This is a genomic window from Gilliamella sp. W8145, from assembly GCF_016101145.1.
Classification (GTDB): Bacteria; Pseudomonadota; Gammaproteobacteria; order Enterobacterales; family Orbaceae; genus Gilliamella; species Gilliamella apis_A.
In genome coordinates this window covers 545,837-571,961 of sequence record NZ_JACFRC010000001.1, presented here as the reverse complement: position 1 = coordinate 571,961, position 26,125 = coordinate 545,837, and the positions used below count along the sequence as shown (strand labels likewise).

Sequence of the window (26,125 nt, the reverse complement as noted above, 5' to 3'; positions counted from 1 at the left end):
AACTTACTTTTTCATCCTACATTTATCACTTAATAAAATTTATTTATAAAGTTATCTAACCACTACAATCATCAATAAAATTTTTCTGTAAATAGTGATACTAAATGATATTAATGAATCATTTTCATTTTAAGACGGTATACACTTCTCAATATTTTTTACAAAAATTAGCTTCTAAATTAATCCAAGCTATCATCTTTATGTATATTTCCCCATTGGCAAAGCATATCTAATACAGGCACTAGTGTTTTACCCCGTTCTAATAGTCCATATTCAACTTTTGGTGGAATTTGAGGGTGTTCTTTTCTAAAAATTAATTTATCTCTCTCCATTTCTTTTAAAGTATTACTCAATGTTTTAAAGGAAATTTCTTTAATGCTACGTTTTAGTTCATTAAAGCGCATAGATGGTTGATTTTCATTTAACCAATAAAGAATAATAATCTTATATTTTCCTCTGATCATCGAGAGCGTGTAATTAAATCCACTATTCTCGAAATTATCTTCTGCACAATGATGCTTTTCCATATTTACACTCTCCTTAAAGATAGTACATAACAACAATTACCGTACTTCAAAAATAATTGTATCAATATTACTATGACAAGATGATTTATCACAACAAAAAGGAATATTGAGAATGAAACGAACTTTAGTGATTGTAGCCCATCCAAATTTATCATCATCAAGTGTTAATCGATGCTGGCTTAATAAATTAAATCAATACTATGAACAACTAACCATACATGATATATATTCATGCTATCCAACCCAACAAATAGACGTTAAATTTGAACAAAATTTAATTGAAAACCATCAGAATTTAGTCATTCAGTTCCCAATATATTGGTTTAATTGTCCACCACTGTTAAAACAATGGTTTGACGACGTTTTTACTTATGGTTGGGCTTTCGGTTCTTTAGGCGATAAATTAAATAACAAAAAAGTGGCTTTAGCGGTTTCAGCTGGTATTAAGAAAACAGATTATTCCTGCACAGGACAATATCAATATACGCTTGAGGAAATATTAAAACCTTTCGAATTAACAATGAATTACGTTCATGCTGATTATCAGCCTATGTTTGCACTTTATGGCGCAAACAATGAACCAGATTACCCAGATAAAATTACTTTGAATGAGGTAAATAAAAGTGCAGATGATTATGTTAATTGGATGAAAAAATTAGGAATATTAATCTAAATGACATAATTATTATCAAAATCACAAATAAAATAATTTTATTAAGGCCGTTTAATAACCAAATTAGTCCTAAGGAATTAAGTTCAGATAAGCAAAAATAAGATGGTATAGACTTCTCAATATTTTTTACAAATATGGTCATCTCGATATAGTAAAAATATATAAGAAAAGTCATGTTTTAATTATTGTTATAGTTTTAATTTTGATTAGTTTGATTAGTAATAGCCGACAATGTCGGCGTAATTGATTAAACTTGAAAAGAGGCAAAATCAGTGGCAATTTCAGTATTAGCAAAGACGCTCCTTGCTTCATTAACCAGTTTTTGATTATCTTGTATACTATATCTAGGGCTAATATGCGTTATGATTAACCTTTTAGCCTTAGCTTGCTTAGCAATGTTGGCTGCATGTATTGTCGTTGAGTGCCCACGTTCAATGGCTTTTGCCTCAAAAGCTTGCTCCTGAGTGGCCTCATGCACTAATAAATCGACGTTTTCGGCTAAATCAATGGATGCTTGACAAGGAATGGTATCACCCAATATAGCTACTTTTTTGCCTCGTTTAATATCGCCCTGATAATCCTTACCATCAATCGTTCTACCATCTTCTAAAGTAACAGTTAACCCTTCTTTTAAAACGGCGTAGTGTACACCAGGATTAATATTATCTTGCTGCAATTTGTCAATATCTAAGCTTGGAGGCAAATCCTTTTCAACAATACGATAACCAAAACAAGGCACTCGATGTTGTAATAATTTGGCTTCGACGCGAAATTTATTATCTTCAAACACTAAGCTATCTTGTTCAAGTTCAATAATATTTAAAGGGTAAGTAAGCCATGAAGAACTAATTTCAATCACTGTTTGAATAAATTGTTTAATACCTTTAGGTCCAACTAACGTTAATGCCGATTGCTTTTGCATTAATGAACGAGTGGTTAACACACCAGGTAAACCAAATAGATGATCACCATGCAAATGAGTCAAAAATATCATCTCCAATTTAGCTAAACTAAAATTGGCCTTTTGCATTTGCATCTGCGTTGCTTCACCACTATCAAACAGCCATAATCGCCCTCGTTCTTGTCGAAGATCAAGCATAACACTACTTACATTACGTTCTGCGGTTGGTGAACCGGCACTTGTCCCTAAAAAAGTTAATTTCATATCAAGATCAAATTGTCATTTAAAATTTTATTATATACTGAGAATAACTATTGATAATTTTATTTTGCTATAAGAAATAGAAAAATTATTATAATAGTAACTATAATAATTAATTCATTTATAACAGAACGTTAAAACCAAAATGGTTATATCACACAAATCAGTACAATAATTTAAATAAAGATTTCATCTTGTACTTTATTTAAGATAAAGATCTAGTTGTTTTGCTCGTTGAAAATTTAGTTCAGCAAGGCAAGAAAATTTCATCATATCTAGCGCATTATCAATTGCTCCACCACCTAACGAACGAGCAAAATCACACTGCAGATTGCGATATTTAATAAATTCTTGGTTAGATTTTTCCAATCTAGTTTTAGCAATTACGATGTATTCTTTATCTTCCCACCAATTATCAAGTTTATTGAAAAATTTCTTTTGCGATTTATCTAACTCAGCTTGACTAATATAAAAAATTTTTTCTAAACATTCAGTCAGGGCTGCTTCTGAAGGCTCGCGACCACAGTAGATGCGCAATTCGTACTGATTTAAATCAGCATATTTTGAATTAGCAAAAACCACTAGTGGCATAAAAATAATAAATATAGTCATTAATTTCATTATTTTCATAAAATTTTAAAATCCTTTTGATCACTTAAAATAAATCTAACCAATTGATTTATAATATATATTATACGTTTTTACGTTCAATGGTCTGTTCGCCCCAAAAGAGCTTATCAGCTTTAGTTTTAGCGAAAGCGCGTTGTAACACTTCATCGCTACCTTCTTCCCAAATTTGTTCTGCTAATTTTTCATCATCATTAGCGAGTTCAAAAATAGCCTCGGCAATTTCAATAGAAGTTTCACGAATATTTGCCCAAGATCGAATATCATGTATTTCTTTTTTGGTACTATTCATATTTATTCTCCTTATTTGCTAAGATTACAGGTAAAATAAACCCAATTCGCACAAAACACAATAGGTAACACTTTTTATGCTAACTATTATCTCTCCAGCCAAAACCCTTGACTATCAAAGTCCATTAATCACTACAACCCATACCCTACCTGACTGTTTAGAGGCAACAAAACAACTTATTACTGTTTGTAAAAAGCTAACTAGCGATGATTTAGCTAAATTAATGTCTATCAGCCCCAAACTTGCGGCAGTTAATTATGAAAGATTTCAGAATTGGCATCCTGATTTTAATTTACAAAATGCCAGACAAGCGATCCTAGCGTTTAAAGGCGATGTATACGAAGGTCTACATGTTGAAGATTTTACTCCTAGTGACCTGCAATTTGCGCAATCGCATTTACGTATTCTGTCTGGATTATATGGTTTATTAAAACCACTTGATTTAATTCAACCTTACCGTTTAGAAATGGGTATCCGGTTAAAAAATGGTAACAATACTAATCTTTATCAATTTTGGGGAGAAAGCTTAACCGATAAACTCAACGAAGAGTTAGCAAAATCATCTCAACCAACTTTAATTAATTTAGCCTCTAATGAATACTTTAAAGCGATACAAGTTAAACACCTAAATGGCAAAATTATTCAACCGATATTTTTAGATAAAAGCAAAGATGATTATAAAGTGATCAGCTTTTACGCCAAAAAAGCACGCGGATTAATGAGTCGATTTATTATAAAAAATAACATTAATAATTATAATGATATTAAAAGTTTTAATTTAGATGGCTATCAATTTGATTCTCATCGCTCAACTGAATTAGAATGGTACTTCACCAGAAAACATGCATAGAAAGATATATTAAGATGGAATTTTTAATCACATTATGGCAGCAGTTTTTAACGACCTTACCTTTATTTATCTTAATTTTGTTAGGTTATATTGCTGTAAAAATGGGCCGTTGGCAAAAAACGGTAACCGATAGTGTCACTAAATTCACTTTCTATATTGCTTTCCCAATTATGCTCTTTCAAATTATGAGCCACTTTTCTGAACATTCAGAAATCGATATTAATCTTTTATTAGTATTTTTTGGTGGCTCATTTATTGTTTTTGCCTTGAGTTGCTTTATTGCGGTTAAATTTTTTAAACTTAATGGTTCTGAAAGTACCATGTTTGCTATGGGTGGAATTTACACAAATACGGTATTTGTTGGTATTCCAATTATTAATATGTTATTGGGTGAAAAAGCGATTCCTATAGTCGCCATTATCGTAATATTTAATGCTTTAATTTTATGGACTTTAGCAACAGTATCCATTGAATTTGTGCAAATGGGTAAACTATCAAGCAAAGGGTTTATCAAAGCCTTTAAAAATGTATCGAAAAATCCAATCATCATCGGCATATTTGTCGGTATAGCCGTTAATTACTCTGGTATACCTTTACCTATATTTATCGAAAAATCGACCAAAATGGTTAGTGACATGACCGCACCGCTATCATTAATCGTATTAGGTATGGGGCTGGCTGAATATAAAATTCGTAATGATTTACATATCACTATAGTAATCTGTATTATCAAACTATTTGTTTTACCAATTGCGACTTATATTTTAGGTAAATTGTTAGGATTACCTCTTTTAGAGCTACAAGTTATTGTATTATTAAGTTCCGTATCAATAGCCATAAATTGCTATATGATGGCAAGACAGTTTGAGGTTTTACAAGGACCTATCGCATCTAGCTTATTGATATCAACGGCATTGTCATCGATAACAACACCGTTAATTCTATCAATAATGTTACAGTTACCTTTTGCTTAAGATTAACTTATTTCACCGCAAAATTTATGAATTTGTGGTGTAAAATCAAAGCAAAAACAATAACTGCACTACCAACAGTGAATCGCCCCCAATCTATTGATTGGTGCCAAATAACAACATTAACTAAAATACCAGCCGGAATAACCAAATTATTCATAATCGCCAATGTACCAGAATCGACTTTAGTCGCACCTAAATCCCATAAAAAATAACATAATCCCGAAGCCACAACACCTAACCAAATAATAATCCCCCACTGTAATTGAGTGGTAGGCTGTTTGTCAGCATTACCAAATAATAACCAACCAATAGTTGCTACAACTATTGCCCCAAAATAGACCCAAGCAAAAGCTTGATGTTGCGGTAATGGATAGAGTTCCATAATACGTTTATAGCCGACTTGCCCTAAAGCAAAGACGATATTGGCCCCCTGAATTAATAAAAAGCCAATGATAAAATCACGACTGATGTGATCATAACGGATAATTGCCGCACCAATTACCGCTATAATGGCCGTTAATAAATAATTAAGTCTTAGTCGATGCCCTTGCAGTAAATCATAGATGATGGTGACATAAATTGGCGTTGAAATGGTAAATAATAGAACCTCTGGCACCGAAATATATTGAAATGAGTTGTAATAAAAGAAGTACATAATTCCTAATTGGCATGCACCTACTCCCATCAAAAGCAACATCTGCTTTACAGAGACATTTTTAAAACGTAAAAAAGGAATAAAGGTAATAAAAGCCAGCAAAACGCGCATGACTACCGCAAACCAAGTATCAACTTGACCACTTAAATAAACCGCAATAAAACTAAATGAAAACGACCAAACAATAGTGACAAAAATAAGGTAATACATAGCAAATTTGTACCGAAAATAAAAAGTCAGGCATGGTAACAATTCATATATCGGTTGTAAACATTTTGATGCACTAATTGATTACAACCATGACAATAATTATTTCTTACTCCAATTATTCATTGATTGTTTTTTCAATATAGATATATTTATTTTCATCCGTTATTGGAATATCGTCAGGATTCCACATATAATTTCTAGCAATCTTAAATAAAAACTTATTATTTTTTCTATAAATTGAAATAAAATATTTTGGATTGATATAAATTTCATCAAAATTTTCAGCATTATCGATATTCAATTCTGGTAACTCTTTATTATCTGTAGCATTATCTTGTAATAATTGTTTAGCTTGGTCAAACGAATAGATACCGGCTCTGCCATAATCAAGGTAGAAATGATTAACCAATTTAGTTTTATCAAAGATTAAAACATAGTAACCAACTGTACCACGTTCAGACTCGCCCTCAATAAGAAACACGTTAAATAAATTATTTGTAGAACTTTTGTACAAATATCCATTAAATGAAGTACTGTCAATGAAACTACCGAGTGGTATAGAAAAATCAAATTTTTTATTTGATTTTAAAAAAAGTAAATTACAATTAAATTCTTCTATATCAGGGAACCAATCACATTTAATTCGATTATCATCAAATACCCACAACTCTCCCTCAGTAGATTGTATCGGAATTTCCTGATCGTAATACTGCCAAGATGTTAAATCTTTGAAATTTGTTGCTTTACAACAACTAATCCAGCTTAGATAAAAAAACATCATCGCTAACCAAAAATATTTCATATATTGTCCCTATTATTCGAAATCCTTTTTATTCATATTGATATCATACAAGGCTTGATTTATGAGCGATAACAAATCAAGCCTTTTATTGCAATTCCGCCAATTCTACAATTAAAACGTTTTAATGATACTATTATTCTAATTGAAACAACAAGATAGGATTTTATTATAATTTACCAATGTTTAAGTTTTGATTAGAAAATGATAGCAGCATTTTTGTTTTTATCGATGGCTTGCTCATTTACTATGACAAATATAGTTACCCAATTAAATAATAATCGAATAATGATTACTTCGACGCTGAAATACAACAGCGAGCATCAATTGATATGATATGAATTACTCTATAAAACATGAAGTTAATTGCACATTTTCAATTAAATTTAGATTAAGTATTAACAATACTTATGACTTAATTTTTAAATATTTTTGCTAATAAAATCAAAAAATCTTATTGTGATGATGATTTCTAAGTTATAGAAGTATATTGGGAATATTTTCAATATTCTTTGAGTTGGAGATACAGCTATTGTTATCTCTCACTTTCACTGCTTAAGACTAATATAATATTTTCTAAACCACTTTTTCTCATTAAAGTTTTTATATATTTCTTTTAACAAAATTTTTGTTTGTTAAAAAATAACAAAAATGAAAATCAATAGTAAATTCATAGAGATAAAACTGAATTATTCAAAAAGTGTTAAATATGCCATAATATAAAGAAATTTATTTTAATGGTGTTATATGTATTTTTGTTATATATAACTGCCTCCTTTTGTCAATTCGAGAGTAATTATCAGTGTTAACAACAAGCAATATCACAATGCAATTCGGCAGTAAGCCTCTATTTGAAAATATTTCCGTCAAATTTGGTAATGGTAATCGTTATGGATTAATTGGTGCTAATGGGAGTGGTAAATCCACCTTTATGAAAATTATTGGTGGCGATTTAGTGCCAACTTCAGGCAATGTATCGCTTGATCCACATGAAAGATTGGGTAAATTACGCCAAGATCAATTTGCTTTCGAGGAGTTTACTGTTCTCGATACCGTAATTATGGGACATACAGAATTATGGCAAATCAAGCAAGAACGTGATCGCATTTACTCGTTAGCAGAAATGAGTGAGGAAGACGGTTTTAAAGTCGCTGATTTAGAGACCCAATATGCCGAAATGGATGGTTATAGTGCGGAGGCGAGAGCTGGTGAATTATTGCTTGGAGTTGGTATTCCTATCGAACAACATTATGGTCTAATGAGCGAAATTGCTCCAGGTTGGAAACTACGGGTATTATTAGCCCAAGCGCTATTTTCAAATCCAGATATTTTATTACTCGACGAACCAACCAATAACTTAGATATTGATACTATCCGTTGGTTAGAAGATACCTTAAATGAACGTGAAAGCACAATGATCATCATATCCCATGATCGCCATTTTCTTAACATGGTCTGTACCCATATGGCCGATATGGATTATGGTGAACTTCGTATTTACCCTGGCAATTATGATGATTATATGACTGCCGCTACTCAAGCAAGAGAACGTTTATTAGCTGATAATGCGAAAAAGAAAGCACAAATAAGTGAATTACAATCCTTCGTCAGTCGCTTTAGTGCTAATGCCGCTAAATCAAAACAAGCAACATCTCGAGCTAGACAAATTGAAAAAATAAAATTGGAAGAAGTCAAGGCATCCAGCCGACAAAACCCATTTATTCGTTTTGAGCAAGATAAAAAACTATTTCGTAATGCACTAGTGGTAGAAAACCTCACTAAAGGTTTCGACAATGGTCCTTTATTTAAAAATCTTAATCTCATGGTCGAAGTTGGCGAAAAAGTAGCAATTTTAGGGACTAACGGTATCGGTAAAACTACCCTACTTAAAACCTTGATGAATGAATTAACACCAGAACAAGGTGATATTAAATGGTCAGAAAATGCCAATATTGGTTATTATGCGCAAGATCATGAATATGAGTTTGAACAGGACTTAACTGTATTTGAATGGATGAGTCAATGGAAACAACCTAATGATGATGAACAAGCGGTACGTAGTATTTTAGGTCGATTATTGTTCTCCCAAGATGATATTAAAAAGCAAGTTAAAGTTCTATCTGGTGGTGAAAAAGGCCGTATGCTGTTTGGCAAATTGATGATGCAACGACCAAATATCATTGTCATGGATGAACCGACTAATCACCTTGATATGGAATCGATCGAATCATTAAATATGGCATTAGAGCTTTATCAAGGAACGTTATTTTTTGTATCGCATGATCGCGAATTTGTCAGCTCACTGGCTAGCCGTATTATTGAAATCACGCCAGAAAAAGTGATTGATTATACAGGTAATTATGAAGATTACTTGCGAAGTCAAGGCATCGAATAAAGCAACATAGAACATCCATAAAAATAGCCACATAAGTGGCTATTTTTATTGGCTGGTTATAAAGAATTAAAAATCTAATTCATCCCACCAAATATCGATTAAAGCGCTGGTTTTAACATTTTTTAAACCATGACTCTCAAGCCATTTAGTGACATTGTCACGATCTTCTTCAGTACAGTTACCTAATTTCTGGGTACAAATAATCCCCTTCCAAGTCAAATAACCACTTCCTTCGTAAGCCAAACCATTAGCTTGTATTGCTTCAACGATAAATTGATCGACAACGTTATCGATGGTTTCTTCATTAGTACCTTCGTCAAATGACCAGCTTACAGTAAAACCTAACTCTTTAAATTCTTCAATATGTAATTTTTTTCTTAAACGACGACTGCGATTAACCTTAGCCATAATAATATCCTTCTGCTTTAAATAATTTAGTTAGTTTTAGAATATGTATGATGGCTTGATTGCTTCATACTATTCTGATGATTTTTAGAAGTTCGAGATTTATCAGCACTTCTTCTTTTTGTTGGAGCTCGTTTTGCTGGCGCTTTTTTGGCTGGCTCCGCTTTAATTCTAGGATCGACTTCAAATCCTTGAGTAAAAATTTCTGGAATCGGCTTTCTAAGCAATTTCTCAATTGATTTTAATTGAGGAAGTTCATCAATACAAACTAGCGATATAGCTTGACCTTGATTTTGCGCTCGCCCTGTTCGACCAATTCGATGAACATAATCTTCTGCTACTTGTGGCAGCTCATAATTAATAACATAAGGTAATAACTCAATATCCAATCCTCTGGCGGCAATATCTGTAGCGACTAATGCTCGTATTTGTCCCGACTTAAAATCAGCTAACGCTTTCGTTCTGGCGCCCTGACTCTTATTACCATGAATTGCAGATGCTTTAATGCCATCTTTGGTTAACTGTTCCGCTAGATGATTAGCACCATACTTGGTTCGAGTAAAAATTAACACTTGTTGCCATTGATTTTTGCCAATTAAATAAGAGAGCAATTCACGCTTACGACGCTTATCCACCCGATGCACATATTGCGTAATTTGCTCAGATGCACTATTGGTTTTCGCCACAGCAATCGATTCAGGCGAATTTAAGATGGTATTCGCTAATCCTTTTATCTCGTCAGAAAAGGTAGCAGAAAAAAGTAAATTTTGGCGTTTTTTCGGTAATTTAGCGATCACACGTCGGATATCATAGATAAAGCCCATATCTAACATACGATCAGCCTCATCCAGAACTAAAACTTTTACAGGCGAAAGATCGACAGCATTTTGCTGCACTAAATCTAATAATCGTCCTGGTGTGGCAATTAAAATATCCACCCCACCGCGAAGTTTCATCATTTGTGGATTGATACTAACACCACCAAATACCACTAATGAACAAATAGATAAATATCGACTATAATCACGAATATTTTCACCGATTTGCGCTGCTAGCTCACGTGTTGGAGCTAAAATTAATGCATATAAAGGACGTTTACCTTTTTTCGGTTCTGAGTTAGGTGAATTTTTTAATTGCATTTGATGCAATTTTTGCAATATGGGTAAACCAAAACCAGCAGTTTTACCGGTACCGGTTTGGGCACTAGCCATTAAATCTTTACCTGACAGTATTACGGGAATAGCTTGTTGTTGGATAGGAGTGGGATCGGTATAGTGTTGCTCTTCAATAGCTTTTAATATCTTGGCATCTAAGCCAAGAGAGTCAAATGACATGTAATGATTCCTAAATAATCGAAAAAAATAAATAATCAAAAACATTATAAAGCAATTTAATAATAATTGTCTGATTATTTTATCTTTTCATTGCTAGTTATGTAATATATGTTACTATTTTAGGGAATAACCTTATAAAGTATAGAGTTATTAATCGCTTAAAATATGTTCATAATATATTGCTCATTTTTTAGGTAGATTGGAAAAATGATATTGATTATCATTATCATTTATTGTATTGTTGCAAGCCCAAAACATAATTATTTCATGGAATAGATATGTCTTTTAACTTCCCTCATTTAAAAAAATTATTTATCTTGTTAATGTTAAGTTGCTTTAGTTTAAATTGTTTAGCCAAAGATGATATTACTTTCGCAAACTTTCGTGATATTCGTGATTTAAATCCACATTTATATTCAGGTGAAATGTGGGCGCAAAATATGTTGTATGAATCATTAGTTCACTATAATGAAGATGGCACTTTTTCACCATGGTTGGCAGAAAGCTGGACTATTACTAACGAAGGTAAAACTTACACCTTTAAATTAAGAAAAGACGTCACATTTAGTGATGGAGCAAAATTTGATGCGCACAGTGCCAAACTGAATTGGGATGCCGTGTTATCCAACAAAGTTCGTCATACTTGGTTAGAAATGGTGCGTTTAATAACCGAAGTCAAAGCAGTCGATGATTATACTCTTGAGGTTAATCTTTCTGAGCCTTACTACCCTTTCATGATTGAAATTGCCGTCACTCGCCCTATGCGATTTATTTCCCCAAATTCTATGATTGATGGTGAAACTAAAAATGGCGTGAAATCTTATATTGGTACCGGCCCATATGTTTTAGGTGATCATAAGAAAGATCAGTATGCAGTGTTTAATGCCAATCCAACTTATTGGGGTACTAAGCCGTTATTGAAAAAAGTGACTATGAAAGTAATCGCAGATAATCAAAGTCGACTAATGGCCCTTGAAAAAGGTGAAATAGATCTGATTTATGGTAAAAATATGGTTGATGCGGATTCATTTGAGCGTTTTTCTAGCATGGATAAGTTTCAAACCTTAATGTCTAAACCGGTTTCCAGTCGAATTGTTTTAATGAATACGACAAGAAGCCAATTGAGTGATGTTAATGTCCGCCAAGCTATCGAACATATTATCAATAAGAAAGATATCTCAGAAGGTATTTTTAATAATAGCGAAGCACCAGCGGATACATTGATGGCAACCAATATTCCTTATGCCAACATTGGTTTAAAACCTTATGTCTACGATACAAAATTAGCTGAAACACTACTTGATAAAGCTGGTTGGCTAAAAGTTAAAGGTGAAGATTATCGCCAAAAAGAGGGTAAACCGTTTGAGATCACTCTTTATTATGATAGTAATACTGCCTCTCAAAAAACCATTGCACAATATATGCAAGACGAATTTGAGCAAGTGGGATTAAAGCTTAATATCCATGGTGAAGAAGAGCAAGGTTATCGTGATCGCCAAAAAGCGGGTGATTTTGATATGGTATTCGATATTTCATGGGGAACACCATATGATCCGCAATCATTTTTATCGGGAATGAAATTACCGGTTTATGGTGATTATATGGCGCAACAAGGCTTGAAAGAAAAGCCACAAATTGATGAGAGTATTAGTAAAGCATTAATTTCAACTGCTGAAAAAGAGCGGCAAGATCTATTCCGTTATGTACTAGAAACGCTGCACAATCAGGCCGTTTATATCCCATTAACTTATGAACGTAATCGTGCTATTGCAGTTAAATCATTAAAAGGAATTGAATTCGCTCCTTCTCAATTTGATATTCCATTTGAGAAAATGCATTTTTAATAAACTAATATTATTGACGAATAATGTTAAATTATATTATTAAACGTTTAACCATGATGATACCGATATTATTCGGTATCTCTTTTATCGCTTTTTTTCTTATTAATTTAGCCCCCTCCGATCCTGCTGAAGTTGCATTACGCTTAAACGAAATCATGCCAACACCAGATGCTATTGAAAGTATGCGTCAAGAATTGGGATTGAATAAACCTTTTTTAGAACGCTATTTTATTTGGCTATATGATGTTTTACATCTTGATTTTGGTCGTTCATTTATTCATCGAGATAGACTAGTTTGGGATGAGATGATTCGCAGTTTAATTCCGACATTAATTTTAGCGATGTCGGCATTTGCATTTACACTTATTATCAGTTTAATTTTAGGTGTTTTATGTGCCATCTTTGCCAATTCAGCATTCGATCATATTGTTCGTATCATTATCTTTCTCGGTACTGCAATGCCTAGTTATTGGTTAGGTTTGCTATTTATTTGGCTGTTTGCCAATTATTTAGATTTACTGCCAACCAACGGTTACGGAACATGGCAAAATCTCATTTTACCTACCTTAACCTTATCGTTTGTCTATATCTCAACTTATATTCGTTTTATCCGTAATAACATGTTGGAAAATATGCATAATTATTCGGTATTTTATGCTCGTAGCCGTGGTTTAAAAGAAACAACGATAATTGTTAAACATGTGTTAGTTAATTCTCTACATACTACTATCACGGCTTTAGGTATGACTATTCCGCAATTAATAGCTGGATCTTTTGTCGTCGAATATATCTTTTCGTGGCCAGGACTTGGTCGTTTATGTATCGCGGCTATCATGAACCGTGATTATCCGGTCATTCAAGCTTATATTCTTATCATGGCTATTCTATTTGTAGTTTGTAATTTTATTGTTGATATCATTCATCAATGGTTAGATCCACGATTACGAGATAATGGTGGTACCGTATGAATATAACTAAACAACTGATTAACAATAAAACAGTTTTAATCTGTTTAATCATCATCACCACAATCGTTATATTAGGTATTTTAGCACCTTATATCGCACCGTATGATCCCAATAAAGTTCGTATAGTGCGTAAATATGCCGCCATGTCTAGCCAACATTGGCTTGGTTGTGATCATCTTGGTCGCGATATTTTATCGCGTTTGCTTTATGGTATCCGCTCTACCCTGTTTTTATCCTTACTGACCATGATCATCACTATCGTAGTTGGTAGTCTAATCGGCCTTATCTCAGGTTATCAACGAGGCAAACTTGATGAATGCATTATGCGCCTTTGTGATATTATGCTGTCATTTCCTAGCCAGGTAATGATTTTAGCGATTGTTGGTGTATTAGGCGTAGGTATTGAAAACGTCATTATAGCCAATATTGTGGTTAAATGGGCATGGTATAGCCGCATGATTCGTAGTTCAGTCATTAAATATAGCCGAAAAAATTATATTCTTTTTTCACGCGCAATTGGCGCACCACATTCGTTTATTATTTGCCGTCATTTATTACCTAATGTTATGTCAGAGCTGGTGGTATTAGCAACCTTAGATACAGGTTGGGTAATTTTAAATATCTCAGCACTATCCTTTATTGGATTAGGTGTTCAAGCACCTACTGCCGAGTGGGGGTTAATGTTAAGCGAAGCGAAAAATGTCATGACTCAACATCCGATGCAGATGGTCTATCCTGGTATCGCAATTTTAATTGTCGTTGCAGCATTTAATATGTTAGGTGATTGTTTAAGAGATATTTTAGATCCAAAGGACAAAAAGCATGAGTAGCTCGCTATTAGAAGTGAATAAACTTACTGTTACCCTCGACAATGGTAACAAGCTATTAGATGATGTCTCATTTAAAATTAATCGTCATTCATGTTTAGGTATCGTTGGTGAAAGTGGCAGTGGCAAAAGTTTAACATGTAAAGCCATTATCGGATTATTAGAGCCCTATTTTAATGTGTCAGGTCAAATATTATTTAAGTCACACCAAGCTAAACTAACCTTAGCTAATAATGGTGATCTATTACAACAGAATAAACAGACCTTAAAGCAGATACGTGGTAAGGTAATTTCGATAATACTACAACATCCTATGAGTGCCTTCGATCCGTTATATTGTATTGGCAAGCAAGTGGTTGAAACACTACAAGCGCATCAAGTTATTAGCAAAAAGCAAGCCATGACAAAAGCGTTAGAAATGATTGAAAATATTGGCCTTAATAATCCACAAGAGATCTATAGAAAATATCCTCATCAATTAAGTGGTGGCATGTTACAGAGAATAATGATTGGTTTGGCATTGATGCTTGAACCTGAACTCATCATTGCTGATGAACCTACTACAGCACTCGATTCAATTAGCCAATTTCATATTTTAAAAATGTTTACCGAGATAAAACAGAACTCGAAAACAACCGTGATTTTTATTTCTCATGATTTAGGTGTGATTCATCATATTGCTGATGATATCATTGTGATGAATAAAGGAAAGATTGTGGAATCGGGTAGTCGTGAACAAATTTTTTACCATCCTCAACATGACTATACTCGTTACTTGATAGACACACGTAAACAGTTATTGAATAAGTTCAATGCTATTATTGGTTTCAATAATCCAAATTTGATTACGGAGACAACTTAATGCCACCGTTATTACACGTTGAAAATGTAAAAAAGTCTTTTTTACAGCCGAATCAGAATCTATTTAGCCAAAAAAAGAATACCGTTATCAATGGCGTTTCATTCGAGTTAAAACAAGGTGAATGTCTTGGTATTATTGGTGAAAGTGGTAGTGGCAAAAGTACCTTAGGTAAACTGATTTTAGGTTTAGAAAAACCTGATAGTGGTAATATCTATTTTAATGGCCAAGATATAGCTAAACGGGCGTGGAAAAAGTCAGCTATGCGTAAAGATATCAGTGCGGTATTTCAAGATTATAATGCTTCAGTCAATCCGTATTTTACTGCCGCCCAAATCATTGCTGAACCGATTGACATCTACGAAAAACTAGCCAAAGATGACCGTAAGCTGCGTATTAACGCTTTATTAGAACAAGTCGGTTTAGACAGCTCTTTTTATCATCGTTTTGCTCACCAAATGAGTGGTGGTCAATTACAGCGTGTTTGCATTGCCAGAGCAATTGCCTGCTCTCCGCAATTTATCTTATTTGATGAAGCTGTGAGTTCATTAGATATCTCAGTACAAACCCAAATATTGTCACTACTTGCCGATTTACAAAAGCAACTCAATCTTACCAGTATTTTTATCACCCATGACCTAACGACCATTACTTATCTTTGTAACAAAGTGGCATTTTTTTATAAAGGTGAGATCATTGAATATATTGATAGTATAGATAAACTTAATCAAGTCAAAAACCCTTACTCTATCCAACTTCTCGAATCAGTTTTAGGTTTTTAAAAAATGGCAAACTCATCAACATCAAATCAACAATATCAGTTTAGCGATTATCTTAAATTGGTGATCCCCTTTGTACTGTCTACTATTACCACCCCCCTACTTGGCGTCGTTGATACCGCTTTAGTTGGTCATTTACCTAATCCAGCTTTTATTGCTGGCATTGCCATAGGAACAGTAATATTCAATACCATTTACTGGTTATTTGGTTTTTTAAGAGTCAGTACCACAGGTTTCGCAGCCCAAGCCTTGGATAACATATTGTTACTAAAATCTTCGCTTATTCGCCCCCTGTTTATTGCGATTTTTTTAGGTTTGGTATTTATTATTTTTCAAAAGTTCATTTTTTCTGCTTCAATGCAGATCATCAAGCCTAATCAAGAAGTTCAACACTATGCTGATAGCTATTTTTCCGTGTTAATTTGGGGGGCACCTTTTGTACTTATCAATTATGTATTAGTTGGTTGGTTAATGGGTATCTCTAAAGTAAAAGCAGTATTATTTTTACAAGTTTTCATCAATGTACTTAATATTATAATGGCGATGCTTTTTGTCTGGTGGTTTCGTTGGGACATCAAAGGCGTCGCATTCGCAACCTTAATCGCCCAAATAAGTTGTTCTTTAATCGGGATTTTGTTCATCTATCGATATCTACCTAAAACCCATCAAAAAACCGACTTAAAAGCAATTTTGTCATGGAAATCCTTAAAAGGAGTCATTTTAGTCAATACCAATCTAATGATAAGGACTATCTGTTTATTAATCGTCACCAATCATTTTATTTCGATTGGCTCAACATTCGATACCGAAGTATTGGCCGCTAATGCCGTCTTATTCCAGATCCATTACATGATGGCGTATCTGTTTGATGGTTTTGCTAATGCATCAAGTGTATTTAGTGGTCGCGCGAAGGGTAATCAAAATATGGATCTCTATAACCAAACTCTACGCTGGTCATTGCAAGCCTGTTTTATTTGCCCAATTATAATAATTGCTATTTGGTTAGCGTTTGACGCCTCAATTATCAAGCTACTTACTAATCAACCGGAAATTATAAATCTTACTCTGCAATATCAATCATGGTTAATTATATTCCCTATCGTTGCTGCGGGTGGATTGATCTATTATGGTGTTTTTTCAGGTATTAGTTACACTTCATCAATCCGTGATTCAATGTTATTAGCGTTATTGCTTTGGTTGATAGCACAATATTTTGCAGTGCCAATTTGGGGAAATCATGGATTATGGCTGGCCTACAGTTTATTTAGTTTTGGCCGAACAATATTTTTAATTATTTGGATTAAAAAATCGCGCAGCTACATTACTGCTTAATGGCGAATTATCGCAGATTTTTGATTAAATAATCTTACTACTAGTGAGGATTTTAGCGCAAATTTGAAACTATCTTTTTCGATTAAACAGGCGTAGAATTTGCCTTCATTATTCTAATTACAGTCAATATTGTGCCTAGTTATTCTGCTATCAAAAAAAGAATTCAACTTTATCATAAAATACGTAGTTTTCAGGATAAAGCCCCACTAATTGTATTAATTGTTGCCGGTATTATTGGCACTATTACTGGTATTGTTGGCGTATTATTCCAATATGCGGTGAATTGGGTAATCTCACTGCGTAAAACATTATTATTTAATCTGGTCGACAATCTAGTAATTAATTATCTATTAATCTTTGCTATCACTGGGACAATGGGTGGGTTAGCTTACTATTTGGTCAAACGTTTTGCACCAGAATCTGGCGGTTCAGGTATACCAGAAATTGAAGGTGCATTACTTGATTTACGTCCAGTTCGTTGGCGATCTGTCCTACCAGTTAAATTTATTGGTGGCATCGGTGCTTTGGGCTCTGGTATGGTGTTAGGTCGTGAAGGCCCTACGGTTCAACTCGGTGGTAATATTGGTGCAATGGTCTCCGATCTGCTTAAAGTTAAAAATAAAGCTTATCGACATACTTTTTTAGCAACGGGAGCCGCCGCTGGGATTACTGCAGCTTTTAACGCGCCGTTAGCTGGCATACTGTTTATTATAGAAGAGATGCGCCCACAATTTCGCTATAATTTGACCTCAATAAAAGCGATTTTTGTTGGCGTTATTATGGCCAGCATTATGTATCAATTTTTATATAATCAGGAATCTGTCTTTCAGATCGGTCACTTTAATGCCGTTCCTATTGAATCTTTATGGTTATATCTCTTATTAGGGACTTTTTTTGGTGCTATGGGTGTTTTATCAAATAAATGTATATTAACCTTACAAGAGCGATTCAAACAGTTTTATCTATTGCATAAAGTTTATTTCGTTATCACTGGATTTTGCCTAGCAGGATTATTTGGTGTGGTAAGTTTTATCATTCCAGAAATAACTGGTAGCGGTTTTGATTTTATTCCTAATGCAGTTGCAGGTAATTATGCAATCAATAGTTTGATAATGATTTTATGTTTGCGCTTTATCACTACCGTTTTATGCTTTAGTTCCGGCGCTCCAGGTGGCATTTTTGCCCCAACTTTAGCCCTAGGGACAACGGTTGGGATCGCTTTTGGTGTGATAGCACAACAAATTTACCCCAATTATCATATTGAACTTGGTGCTTGCGCTATCATTGGAATGGGAGGATTATTTGCAGCAACCGTACGTGCGCCACTCACAGGGATTGTCTTGGTAATGGAAATGTCAGATAACTATCAGCTTATTTTACCGATGATTATTACTTGCTTAGGTGCAACACTCATAGCCCAAGCGCTAGGAGGAATGCCGCTATATACGTCTATTTTGGAAAAAATCTTATTAAGAAACAAACTTCAATCAGATAACACGACTCAGCTAACAGCAAGTAATTCTTGATAAATTGCAACATAAGCAAACTAGTTGTTGAGGATAATTGAAAAATAAGACCAAGATTTGAGTTAAGCCATTAACTTAGTAATGAATCAAAATTAATATCTCAATGTTTCGATTCATTACTAAAATTCGCTTAATTAAGAATAGTCTTATAGTTACCTATTCTAACTCACAGATTTCTTTGATTGATAAAGTGGTAGGAATATTACGCTCATCAGTGAATTGAAAACGGAAAATAAAACGAATGTCATAAGTTTTTAGGACATTCACAACATCAGATTTATCACAAAATTGACTATTAAGCCCTAATCTAACATTTTCCATAAAATCATCTAAAGGTGTGTTTTGGCTATCGGAAGGCATCTTATATTCAAAAACCACATTATTAAGGTTCGCGGTAATATTGGTGACTTCATAACCGGCCTCTACTTGAATAGGAAACTTACCTTTTTCTCCTAACAATGAACGTTTTGCGCTATCTGCTAACGCTTTAGTAACCTTTACTCCAGTAGTTTTATCAGCTTCAGCTGCATTTGCGGTCGTAAACATAAAAAGGCTTGAAAGCAACACGGCCAAATTAACAACTTTTTTCATCATTTTTCCTTACTTTATCCCTTATAACTCTATTTCCAATCAAATCTATTGATAAATAATTAGATTTTTATAGTTATCTTAAATATTTTAATTTATTTAATAGTCTAAATAATAGTGAATAATAAAATTATCTGCTATCTTACACAATATTTCTGATAAAAAAAGCCAACTTAACAATTTATTGTAAGAATTTATATTAAACTACACAAATATTGACCATTTCAACTTTAACTATTTTTATCATTGAATCTAATTGATCTTCATAAATTTTGCCTGAATTTAATAATCTTCCAATCGAAATAAGCAATAAATTTTAATTAGATTTGGGTATTATTAAGCTTTAATTCGGAGATACCCGAATATATAGGTTATACAGGATAAGTTGAATTTTTTTGGCAAAATTTATTTACTAAATCCATCTGTTAATAGTAAACATAATTGCAAATAAAATCGCAGAAAATCAAGTGCCTTACCTTTTCAGGTAAGACACTTTATAGGTTATTGTGGAGTTAATGACATGATAACTGTTTCAAAAGGCTCAAGCGTTAACATTGCTGTTTTCGAAATAGTTGTTGGTTTTTTTGCATGTAACTTACTAGCATAATCAATTTTAATTTGAAAACGGTCAGTTGCATTAGTTGGTAATTCTAAATCATTTTGCAAATCTAGATAATAAACTTGCTGTTTATCGGACGGATTACGTAAAGTGATGATTGCTTTATCTTTACTCCAACCGGCCCAACCATATACACCTAATTTTGTCGGGTCTTTACCTATCCAATGGCTATCAAATAAAACATCTTTATTATTTCTTGCCCATTTTGCGGCTGTAGCTAGCGTATCCCAATTTTGGGTCGTTAATAATTCAGGTGTAATATACATTTCTTGCAATTGAGTACCTGTTGCAAAGTAACTCCAGACCTGATCAGAAAAATCTGTTTCACTTTCTTGATCAAGATTTTTCGCTTGTTTTGCATAGACAATACCATGCAACATTAAGGAGTTAAGCGGGAATAACGGACCTTTTAAAACTATAGAACGATAAGTTTCAGCATCACGATAAGTTAACCACTGTTGCACTTTGCTACCAGGTCCATAGTAGTTAACATCATCCCCTCCTCGCCATATTGAATCGGCATAGAATAACCATGATGGCGTTGCTTGAGTACCGGTGGTTAAATTGATGTAGAGATTTGGATTAGCACTGCGCATATCTTCAATTAAATGGATTGCAGCATCAAAATCACTAGTAAATTGACTACCAGCAATAACCTTATCAGCATTACCCGTTCCATCAAGTTTAAACATGGTTATGTTTTGATTATTAATCAATTCGAGGATTCGTTTATGGAAGTTAGTATAATAATTTGGCCCTGACAAGGCTAATTTACCATCCATAGTTTCATAACCAAATTCAGGCGCATTAGCAACACGTTTATCACGTGGTTTATTATAACCGCCCCATGGTGATAACCAAATACCGAGTGCCGTTTGATATTTATCAGAAGCTGTTTTCAAATTATTAAATTCATTAGGGAAATTCGCACTAAATCCCCAGTTTCCTTTTAGATTATCCCAACCATCGTCAAATAAATATCCATCCAATTTTACCTGACGTTTTTTTACCAACTCCTCACCATATTGATCAATTCTTAATAAAGCCTCTTTTTCGGTATAAGGATTAAAGAATCCTATATCAAGCCATGAATTATAGTGTAAATATGGATTATATGGACGTTGACGAACACTATCAATAAACTGATTAATGTTACGTCTTAACTGTCCTTTTTCATAAGTACCAATATAAGTTTTATAACTTAAAGTGTGTTCAGCTTGCAGTGGAATAGCTTGTGGGATTTTTTGTGATACACCGCCTTCATAAGCAACTGTATTGGTTAGTGGATTTTCTGGAATGATAAAAAAAGTATCACTAATAATCGGTGAACTTACTACTGAACCATACACAAATGGTGCCTGTGAATGGAATGGCATTAATGAAACTGATGACATTAAAAGTGCTTTATTTTTAGGCGTGATTCTTAATTCATAACTCGCAAAATGTTTATCATCATTTAGATTAACGACAGTTTCAATCGACATATCATGACCAGTGTAATTTAATGTCATGCCTGTATCTTGTTGTTGCACTTTATCCAGTGAAAAATCTTTATCGGTTAACTTATCTCCGGATGCTAAAACAATTTCAAACAACGTTTCAATTTTCACCGAATCATTAGTAACTGGATTGATAATATTTAGTGCTGTAATACTATTTTGACTGTCATCCTTAGCTAATTTAACTTGTGCATTTTTTCCTGATAACTGATAATCTTTGGCCCAAGCTGCACCTGTTGGTAAACACAATGCTGATAATATGCCTAACACAACCAATTTTTTCATGTTTTTTTTCATTATTACCTCCTAAAGGATAAACAATTTTATTTCCATAAGTACATATTGGACTTAGTATAGGCATCAAATAGTAATGAAATTGTGATCTTCTTGGCAGTTTATTAGAATTGCAAAATTGCAAAAAAATGACTAAATTTACTTTGTAGTGAAAGAGATATATTTGATTGAAATTGATTACAACTAATTTTTTATTACCATAAATCAAGTCATTTCTCAATTAGCCATAGGTAATAATGAAAGGTAGGTTTAGCAATAGACGAGACATTGCTTTTATTTTTCAACGTGATAAAGATCACAATTTTAAAATAAAGTTATTAGCAAAAAACAAAAACTCAAAAATAAAATTTAATGATGATGACAAATAACCAAAAAGGTAACACTAAGTGTTACCTTTCAAAGTTACAATATAGAACGAGTGCTATTTTTTAGTATGATGAGGATCTTTTACTGAATCACCTTGACCACTCACCACATACCAACCATTCTTACTATGTGGTTTTTTATTATGATCAGGACAAGGGGGTAACGATTTTTTACTTTGGTTTGAATATACATAGCCACAATCAGCACATTTATAAGTGCCAGCTGAAACATCACTACCGTATGCAGCAAATTTTTGTACCATTATAAGCTCCTCCAGTAAAATGTTATAAATAATAAGCCGATTTGCTTATTACAATAATATATAAACGCTGATTGAACCAAAAATCAAGTCAAGATTGAATAAATCTCTCAATATCTTCGCTAAAATAGCTTTAAAATATAAAAAAATTTAGATTTCAAAGCTTGAATACTTGATAACAACAGCAATGTAATTCTATCTTATTTTAAATTGATAATAATGGAATATTAAAAGCAATTAACAAATAACAAAAGGTACATAATCATCTTAAAATAACTGGCAAATACTTAATAAAATTCAACTAATTTTTTAAAAGACTTTTTTTAAAAATATTCTATTTTACGGATAAGAGTTATTGACTTGTTTAACAGATAAATAACAATATAAACATCTTAATATTTTAATCAATACTAAAATAATGTAACCGAAAAAACAACCGAGTACAGGAATGAACATCGCAATGATGAATCCTATATCATCGTAACCATTACTAACATACTCAAAATAAAAATATAAAATACCCAACCAGCAAAAAGAAAAAACTAATCCACAAAATAATCCTAAAAAAGAAGTTAATACATGTGTCTGAGGGATAATAAATAATTTTATTAATTGTATTAGGAAAAAAACAATTTCAGAGATTATTATTATACAAAATATTATAAAAAGGATATGTGGAGCTGCATCACTAATGTAGAATTCGCTTCTTAATGAAAAAATATTAAAAGTAACTATAAATGTTAAATAAGCAACCCAAAAAAGACAGATCCATAATTTATCTTTAGATAAATATTTAATAATTTTTGGCATAATTAATCCTTAAAAAACTTAAGTTAACTTCACTATTAACCTAAAAAATCCTATCCAATTAGATATGGTTACACTCTAATAAAATTAATATTTAACTGCTTAATAATCAGTTATTCATTCTACTTTAGATGGTTAAATAATTCTCTTAAGCAATATCTAAAAATGACAGTTAATCAAAAAAATTTCATTTAGATCTTTCAACAAATAAAACACAATATAAAAAATATAACATTCTGATAAGTATTAAAACAATATAACTCATAAAACAGCCAATCGCAGGCAAAAACGCCCAACCAAGAAATCCAAAACCATTCCATCCCCAACTATGAAATCGGACGAAACAAATATATAAAATAAATAGCCAAATAAAAGAAAATGCTAGCCCTAAAATTAATCCTAAATAAGAGGTTAACAAATGTGTACTATTAGCAACAAATAGTTTTATCAACATTGAAAGAAAGAAAATAATTTCAACTACAACCGCTATAGCAAATAAAATATCAACAGTTGGCTTACCTATTTTGCTAATAAACGAATGAGGATTTTCTAAAACAACATAATAAGTTATGTCCATACTAAAGTAGAATATGAAAAAGAGACCGATCAATACAGAATCTTTAAATAAATATTTCATAATGCTTAACACCTCTAATCCTTGAAAATATCATTAAACCTCCCTATTAATCGGTTGGAGAATTGTTTAATAATAATTTTTTAAGGATTTAGATTAGTTTAATATTATTAAAAAAGCAAATTAGGTATGGTGAAATTGATATTTATATTTTAAAAAATTATTATCACTGATAATGTGTAAAAAAATTGCTTTTCGCACCTTTTTAATTGTTTTTTGTTTGGGATTGAGCTGCAAGTATCTATCTTGCAGCCCTTTAAATTATAACAAATCATGATAACTAATAAGTATGAAAATATTGCTGAATTAATTCAGGATCTTTAGTTTTAGTTAATGCTGTCATGAGTAAAATTCGAGCTTTTTCAGTATTAAGCGAATCTGAAACTAACCCTGGTAATGTTTTGTTTACAGGAACTATCCCACTACCTGTTCGAGATGAGCGTACAACAACAATACCCGCATTTTCTGCTTTTTTTATGCCTCTATCACTTCTAACAGAAGTAGAGCCAGCACCAGAACCAGCATAAACAATACCATCTACATGGTTTTCGATAGCAGCATCGAACAAATACTCTGGATCATCCTGATAGCCATATAAAATAATCACTTTAGGTAACGCTTTAACACCGCTAAGATCAAAAATAGAATTTGATGTATGAAGTTTGTCAATTTTGGTTTCAAAGTGTGGTTTTGCAGCTATAAAAACACCTAAATATCCCTGTTCTGCGGCTTTAAAGGTATCCGTGGTTGTGCCATTAGTCTTTGTTATAAATCGGGCTGAGCCTATTCTATCGTTAAGTACAACCATGACACCTCGCCCTTTAGCTTCTGAAGTAGATGCCAATGTCACAGCTTCTAATAGATTCATTGGTCCATCGGCACTGATAGCGGTCGCGGGACGCATGGCTGCGGTCAAGACAACGGGTTTATCACTTTTTACCGTTAAATGAAGAAAATAGGCTGTTTCTTCAAGTGTATCTGTACCATGGGTAATTACAACGCCATCAACATCATCTTTTGCTAATAGTTCATTCACACGGTTTGATAGTTTTAAAATAATATCACTGGTCATATCATTACTGCCGATATTAGCTACTTGCTCACCATCAATTTGAGCAATATTTTTTAATTCAGGAACCGCATCAATTAATGTTTGTACGCCCAATTCACCGGCTTTATAACTAACGGTATCGGTATTGCTTGCAGCCGAACCGGCTATTGTTCCTCCAGTTGCCAAAATAACAATATGAGGAAGTTTTGTCTCACCAAAACAGAATGTACTCATTAAGAATAGAGTGGTGAAAAGTATTATTTTATATTTCATCTCTTTTCCTTATAGATAGTAAATAAATATCCTTTTATTTACCATGCAAAATCTAGACCAAGTTAAATAAAATTAAATTGTCGCTAGAAATATCTCAATGAATTATTTAACTTATTAAAAATAGAGTAAAATTAATCAAGAAAGATTTTATCTATTATCAAAATCAATGCACCTAAATAGTGCAATTTGCTCTTAATGATTCAACCTTGATCCTCAAAATTGAGCAAATATGGATAGCTAACTCGTTTTATATAGTGAATTTACCATTTTTAACAATGATAAGGTATAAAAACACAACCTAATTCCGTTCTTTTTAATCATTCAGCAAACTTATTGATTAGTAATAAATAGTGATAAAACTTTTGATAGATTTTACAACTGGACTTGAACCAGTGATCAATCGATTATAGATTCTTAAATATGATTTTTAATACAGTAAATGACCATTTAAAGGTTTAAGAGTGAATATATTCACATTAAATTCTATGAAATCATTTTCAACCATCGCTTTATTGTCACTATTAAACGAAGAAATCGAGGTATCCTCAATATTTTAGATAAATTAGATGTATGATTTTCAACTTACATGAGTAATATAAATATTATAATTTCGACTGTGTTTTTGGTGAAAATATATCCTTTTGGGCAACCTCATCCTATCATTTTAGTAAAACTAATTTGTATTACCAATTCATCT

General features: G+C 32.7%; 25 protein-coding genes. 11 read left to right on the top strand and 14 right to left on the bottom strand.

The features are described from left to right. Window positions 1-179 precede the first annotated feature (179 nt). On the bottom strand, window positions 180-527 hold the full coding sequence (locus H3T80_RS02585) for a helix-turn-helix domain-containing protein (RefSeq protein ID WP_110447908.1): 348 nt from the start codon (window positions 525-527) through the stop codon (window positions 180-182). A 112-nt stretch (window positions 528-639) separates the two neighbouring features. Between H3T80_RS02585 and H3T80_RS02580 the strand changes: the two genes are divergently transcribed. Then, the gene (locus H3T80_RS02580; protein ID WP_198199816.1) at window positions 640-1,200 is read left to right on the top strand and encodes an NAD(P)H-dependent oxidoreductase; all 561 of its coding nucleotides are present in this window, start codon (window positions 640-642) and stop codon (window positions 1,198-1,200) included. Between the two features lie 247 nt (window positions 1,201-1,447). On the opposite strand, the gene rnz is transcribed toward H3T80_RS02580, so the two are convergent. The 3 genes from rnz to H3T80_RS02565 all read right to left on the bottom strand — a co-directional run bounded on the left by rnz (window position 1,448) and on the right by H3T80_RS02565 (window position 3,281). Beyond that, complete coding sequence (rnz, locus tag H3T80_RS02575) at window positions 1,448-2,365, bottom strand: ribonuclease Z (RefSeq protein ID WP_198199813.1); 918 nt, start codon at window positions 2,363-2,365, stop codon at window positions 1,448-1,450. A gap of 198 nt (window positions 2,366-2,563) precedes the next feature. Then, window positions 2,564-2,992, bottom strand: a complete 429-nt coding sequence (locus H3T80_RS02570; RefSeq protein ID WP_198199811.1) for a lysozyme inhibitor LprI family protein — start codon at window positions 2,990-2,992, stop codon at window positions 2,564-2,566. Window positions 2,993-3,053: 61 nt separating this feature from the next. Then, the gene (locus H3T80_RS02565) at window positions 3,054-3,281 is read right to left on the bottom strand and encodes a YccJ family protein (protein ID WP_086364319.1); all 228 of its coding nucleotides are present in this window, start codon (window positions 3,279-3,281) and stop codon (window positions 3,054-3,056) included. A gap of 76 nt (window positions 3,282-3,357) precedes the next feature. Here H3T80_RS02565 and yaaA point away from each other — a divergent pair, with 76 nt between their 5' ends. Both yaaA and H3T80_RS02555 read left to right on the top strand, forming a co-directional pair. Beyond that, window positions 3,358-4,131: a peroxide stress protein YaaA gene (gene yaaA, locus H3T80_RS02560; RefSeq protein ID WP_198199809.1), complete on the top strand. Its 774-nt coding sequence runs from the start codon at window positions 3,358-3,360 to the stop codon at window positions 4,129-4,131. Window positions 4,132-4,145: 14 nt separating this feature from the next. Next, window positions 4,146-5,105 carry an AEC family transporter gene (locus tag H3T80_RS02555; protein WP_198199807.1) on the top strand — a complete coding sequence of 320 codons (960 nt, stop codon included), beginning with the start codon at window positions 4,146-4,148 and terminating at the stop codon, window positions 5,103-5,105. A gap of 7 nt (window positions 5,106-5,112) precedes the next feature. Here the strand turns inward: H3T80_RS02555 and H3T80_RS02550 are convergent, their stop codons facing one another. Together H3T80_RS02550 and H3T80_RS02545 are read right to left on the bottom strand one after the other, a co-directional pair. Next, entirely contained in the window at window positions 5,113-5,970 is an 858-nt protein-coding gene (locus H3T80_RS02550; RefSeq protein WP_198199804.1) for a carboxylate/amino acid/amine transporter, read from the bottom strand. A gap of 115 nt (window positions 5,971-6,085) precedes the next feature. Then, a complete protein-coding gene (locus H3T80_RS02545) occupies window positions 6,086-6,772 on the bottom strand; it encodes a hypothetical protein (RefSeq protein WP_198199802.1) in 687 nt (228 codons plus the stop codon). A 799-nt stretch (window positions 6,773-7,571) separates the two neighbouring features. Between H3T80_RS02545 and H3T80_RS02540 the strand changes: the two genes are divergently transcribed. Continuing rightward, the gene (locus H3T80_RS02540) at window positions 7,572-9,164 is read left to right on the top strand and encodes an ABC-F family ATPase (protein WP_065651174.1); all 1,593 of its coding nucleotides are present in this window, start codon (window positions 7,572-7,574) and stop codon (window positions 9,162-9,164) included. 66 nt (window positions 9,165-9,230) lie between these two features. Here H3T80_RS02540 and H3T80_RS02535 read toward each other — a convergent pair whose 3' ends face one another. Together H3T80_RS02535 and H3T80_RS02530 are read right to left on the bottom strand one after the other, a co-directional pair. Further along, window positions 9,231-9,572 (bottom strand): YggL family protein, encoded by a 342-nt coding sequence (locus H3T80_RS02535; protein ID WP_065651175.1) that lies wholly within the window; start codon window positions 9,570-9,572, stop codon window positions 9,231-9,233. Window positions 9,573-9,598: 26 nt separating this feature from the next. Continuing rightward, window positions 9,599-10,903 carry a DEAD/DEAH box helicase gene (locus tag H3T80_RS02530; protein ID WP_198199800.1) on the bottom strand — a complete coding sequence of 435 codons (1,305 nt, stop codon included), beginning with the start codon at window positions 10,901-10,903 and terminating at the stop codon, window positions 9,599-9,601. A gap of 278 nt (window positions 10,904-11,181) precedes the next feature. Here H3T80_RS02530 and nikA point away from each other — a divergent pair, with 278 nt between their 5' ends. From nikA to clcA, 7 genes are all read left to right on the top strand, one after another. Then, on the top strand, window positions 11,182-12,747 hold the full coding sequence (gene nikA, locus H3T80_RS02525) for a nickel ABC transporter substrate-binding protein (protein ID WP_198199797.1): 1,566 nt from the start codon (window positions 11,182-11,184) through the stop codon (window positions 12,745-12,747). 23 nt (window positions 12,748-12,770) lie between these two features. Beyond that, window positions 12,771-13,715: a nickel/cobalt ABC transporter permease gene (opp1B, locus tag H3T80_RS02520; protein ID WP_110447919.1), complete on the top strand. Its 945-nt coding sequence runs from the start codon at window positions 12,771-12,773 to the stop codon at window positions 13,713-13,715. Further along, window positions 13,712-14,545 carry a nickel/cobalt ABC transporter permease gene (opp1C, locus tag H3T80_RS02515; RefSeq protein ID WP_198199795.1) on the top strand — a complete coding sequence of 278 codons (834 nt, stop codon included), beginning with the start codon at window positions 13,712-13,714 and terminating at the stop codon, window positions 14,543-14,545. The genes opp1B and opp1C overlap by 4 nt, the downstream gene beginning before the upstream one ends. Further along, on the top strand, window positions 14,538-15,404 hold the full coding sequence (locus H3T80_RS02510; protein ID WP_198199793.1) for an ABC transporter ATP-binding protein: 867 nt from the start codon (window positions 14,538-14,540) through the stop codon (window positions 15,402-15,404). Before opp1C ends, H3T80_RS02510 begins: the two co-directional genes overlap by 8 nt. Next, window positions 15,404-16,183 (top strand): ABC transporter ATP-binding protein, encoded by a 780-nt coding sequence (locus tag H3T80_RS02505; RefSeq protein WP_198199791.1) that lies wholly within the window; start codon window positions 15,404-15,406, stop codon window positions 16,181-16,183. The genes H3T80_RS02510 and H3T80_RS02505 overlap by 1 nt, the downstream gene beginning before the upstream one ends. A 3-nt stretch (window positions 16,184-16,186) precedes the next feature. Then, window positions 16,187-17,512 (top strand): MATE family efflux transporter, encoded by a 1,326-nt coding sequence (locus tag H3T80_RS02500; protein WP_110447922.1) that lies wholly within the window; start codon window positions 16,187-16,189, stop codon window positions 17,510-17,512. A 149-nt stretch (window positions 17,513-17,661) separates the two neighbouring features. Beyond that, window positions 17,662-19,038: a H(+)/Cl(-) exchange transporter ClcA gene (gene clcA / locus H3T80_RS02495; RefSeq protein ID WP_370548251.1), complete on the top strand. Its 1,377-nt coding sequence runs from the start codon at window positions 17,662-17,664 to the stop codon at window positions 19,036-19,038. Between the two features lie 156 nt (window positions 19,039-19,194). On the opposite strand, the gene H3T80_RS02490 is transcribed toward clcA, so the two are convergent. The 6 genes from H3T80_RS02490 to H3T80_RS02465 form a co-directional block, all read right to left on the bottom strand. Then, window positions 19,195-19,629, bottom strand: a complete 435-nt coding sequence (locus tag H3T80_RS02490; protein WP_110447924.1) for a hypothetical protein — start codon at window positions 19,627-19,629, stop codon at window positions 19,195-19,197. A gap of 498 nt (window positions 19,630-20,127) precedes the next feature. Beyond that, a complete protein-coding gene (locus H3T80_RS02485) occupies window positions 20,128-22,041 on the bottom strand; it encodes a hypothetical protein (protein ID WP_198199786.1) in 1,914 nt (637 codons plus the stop codon). Between the two features lie 418 nt (window positions 22,042-22,459). Beyond that, window positions 22,460-22,666, bottom strand: a complete 207-nt coding sequence (locus H3T80_RS02480) for a hypothetical protein (protein ID WP_065578823.1) — start codon at window positions 22,664-22,666, stop codon at window positions 22,460-22,462. A 336-nt stretch (window positions 22,667-23,002) separates the two neighbouring features. Continuing rightward, complete coding sequence (locus tag H3T80_RS02475) at window positions 23,003-23,473, bottom strand: hypothetical protein (RefSeq protein WP_198199784.1); 471 nt, start codon at window positions 23,471-23,473, stop codon at window positions 23,003-23,005. Between the two features lie 184 nt (window positions 23,474-23,657). Continuing rightward, on the bottom strand, window positions 23,658-24,107 hold the full coding sequence (locus H3T80_RS02470) for a hypothetical protein (protein WP_086365413.1): 450 nt from the start codon (window positions 24,105-24,107) through the stop codon (window positions 23,658-23,660). Between the two features lie 277 nt (window positions 24,108-24,384). Continuing rightward, complete coding sequence (locus tag H3T80_RS02465) at window positions 24,385-25,428, bottom strand: type II asparaginase (RefSeq protein WP_198199783.1); 1,044 nt, start codon at window positions 25,426-25,428, stop codon at window positions 24,385-24,387. Window positions 25,429-26,125: the final 697 nt, after the last annotated feature.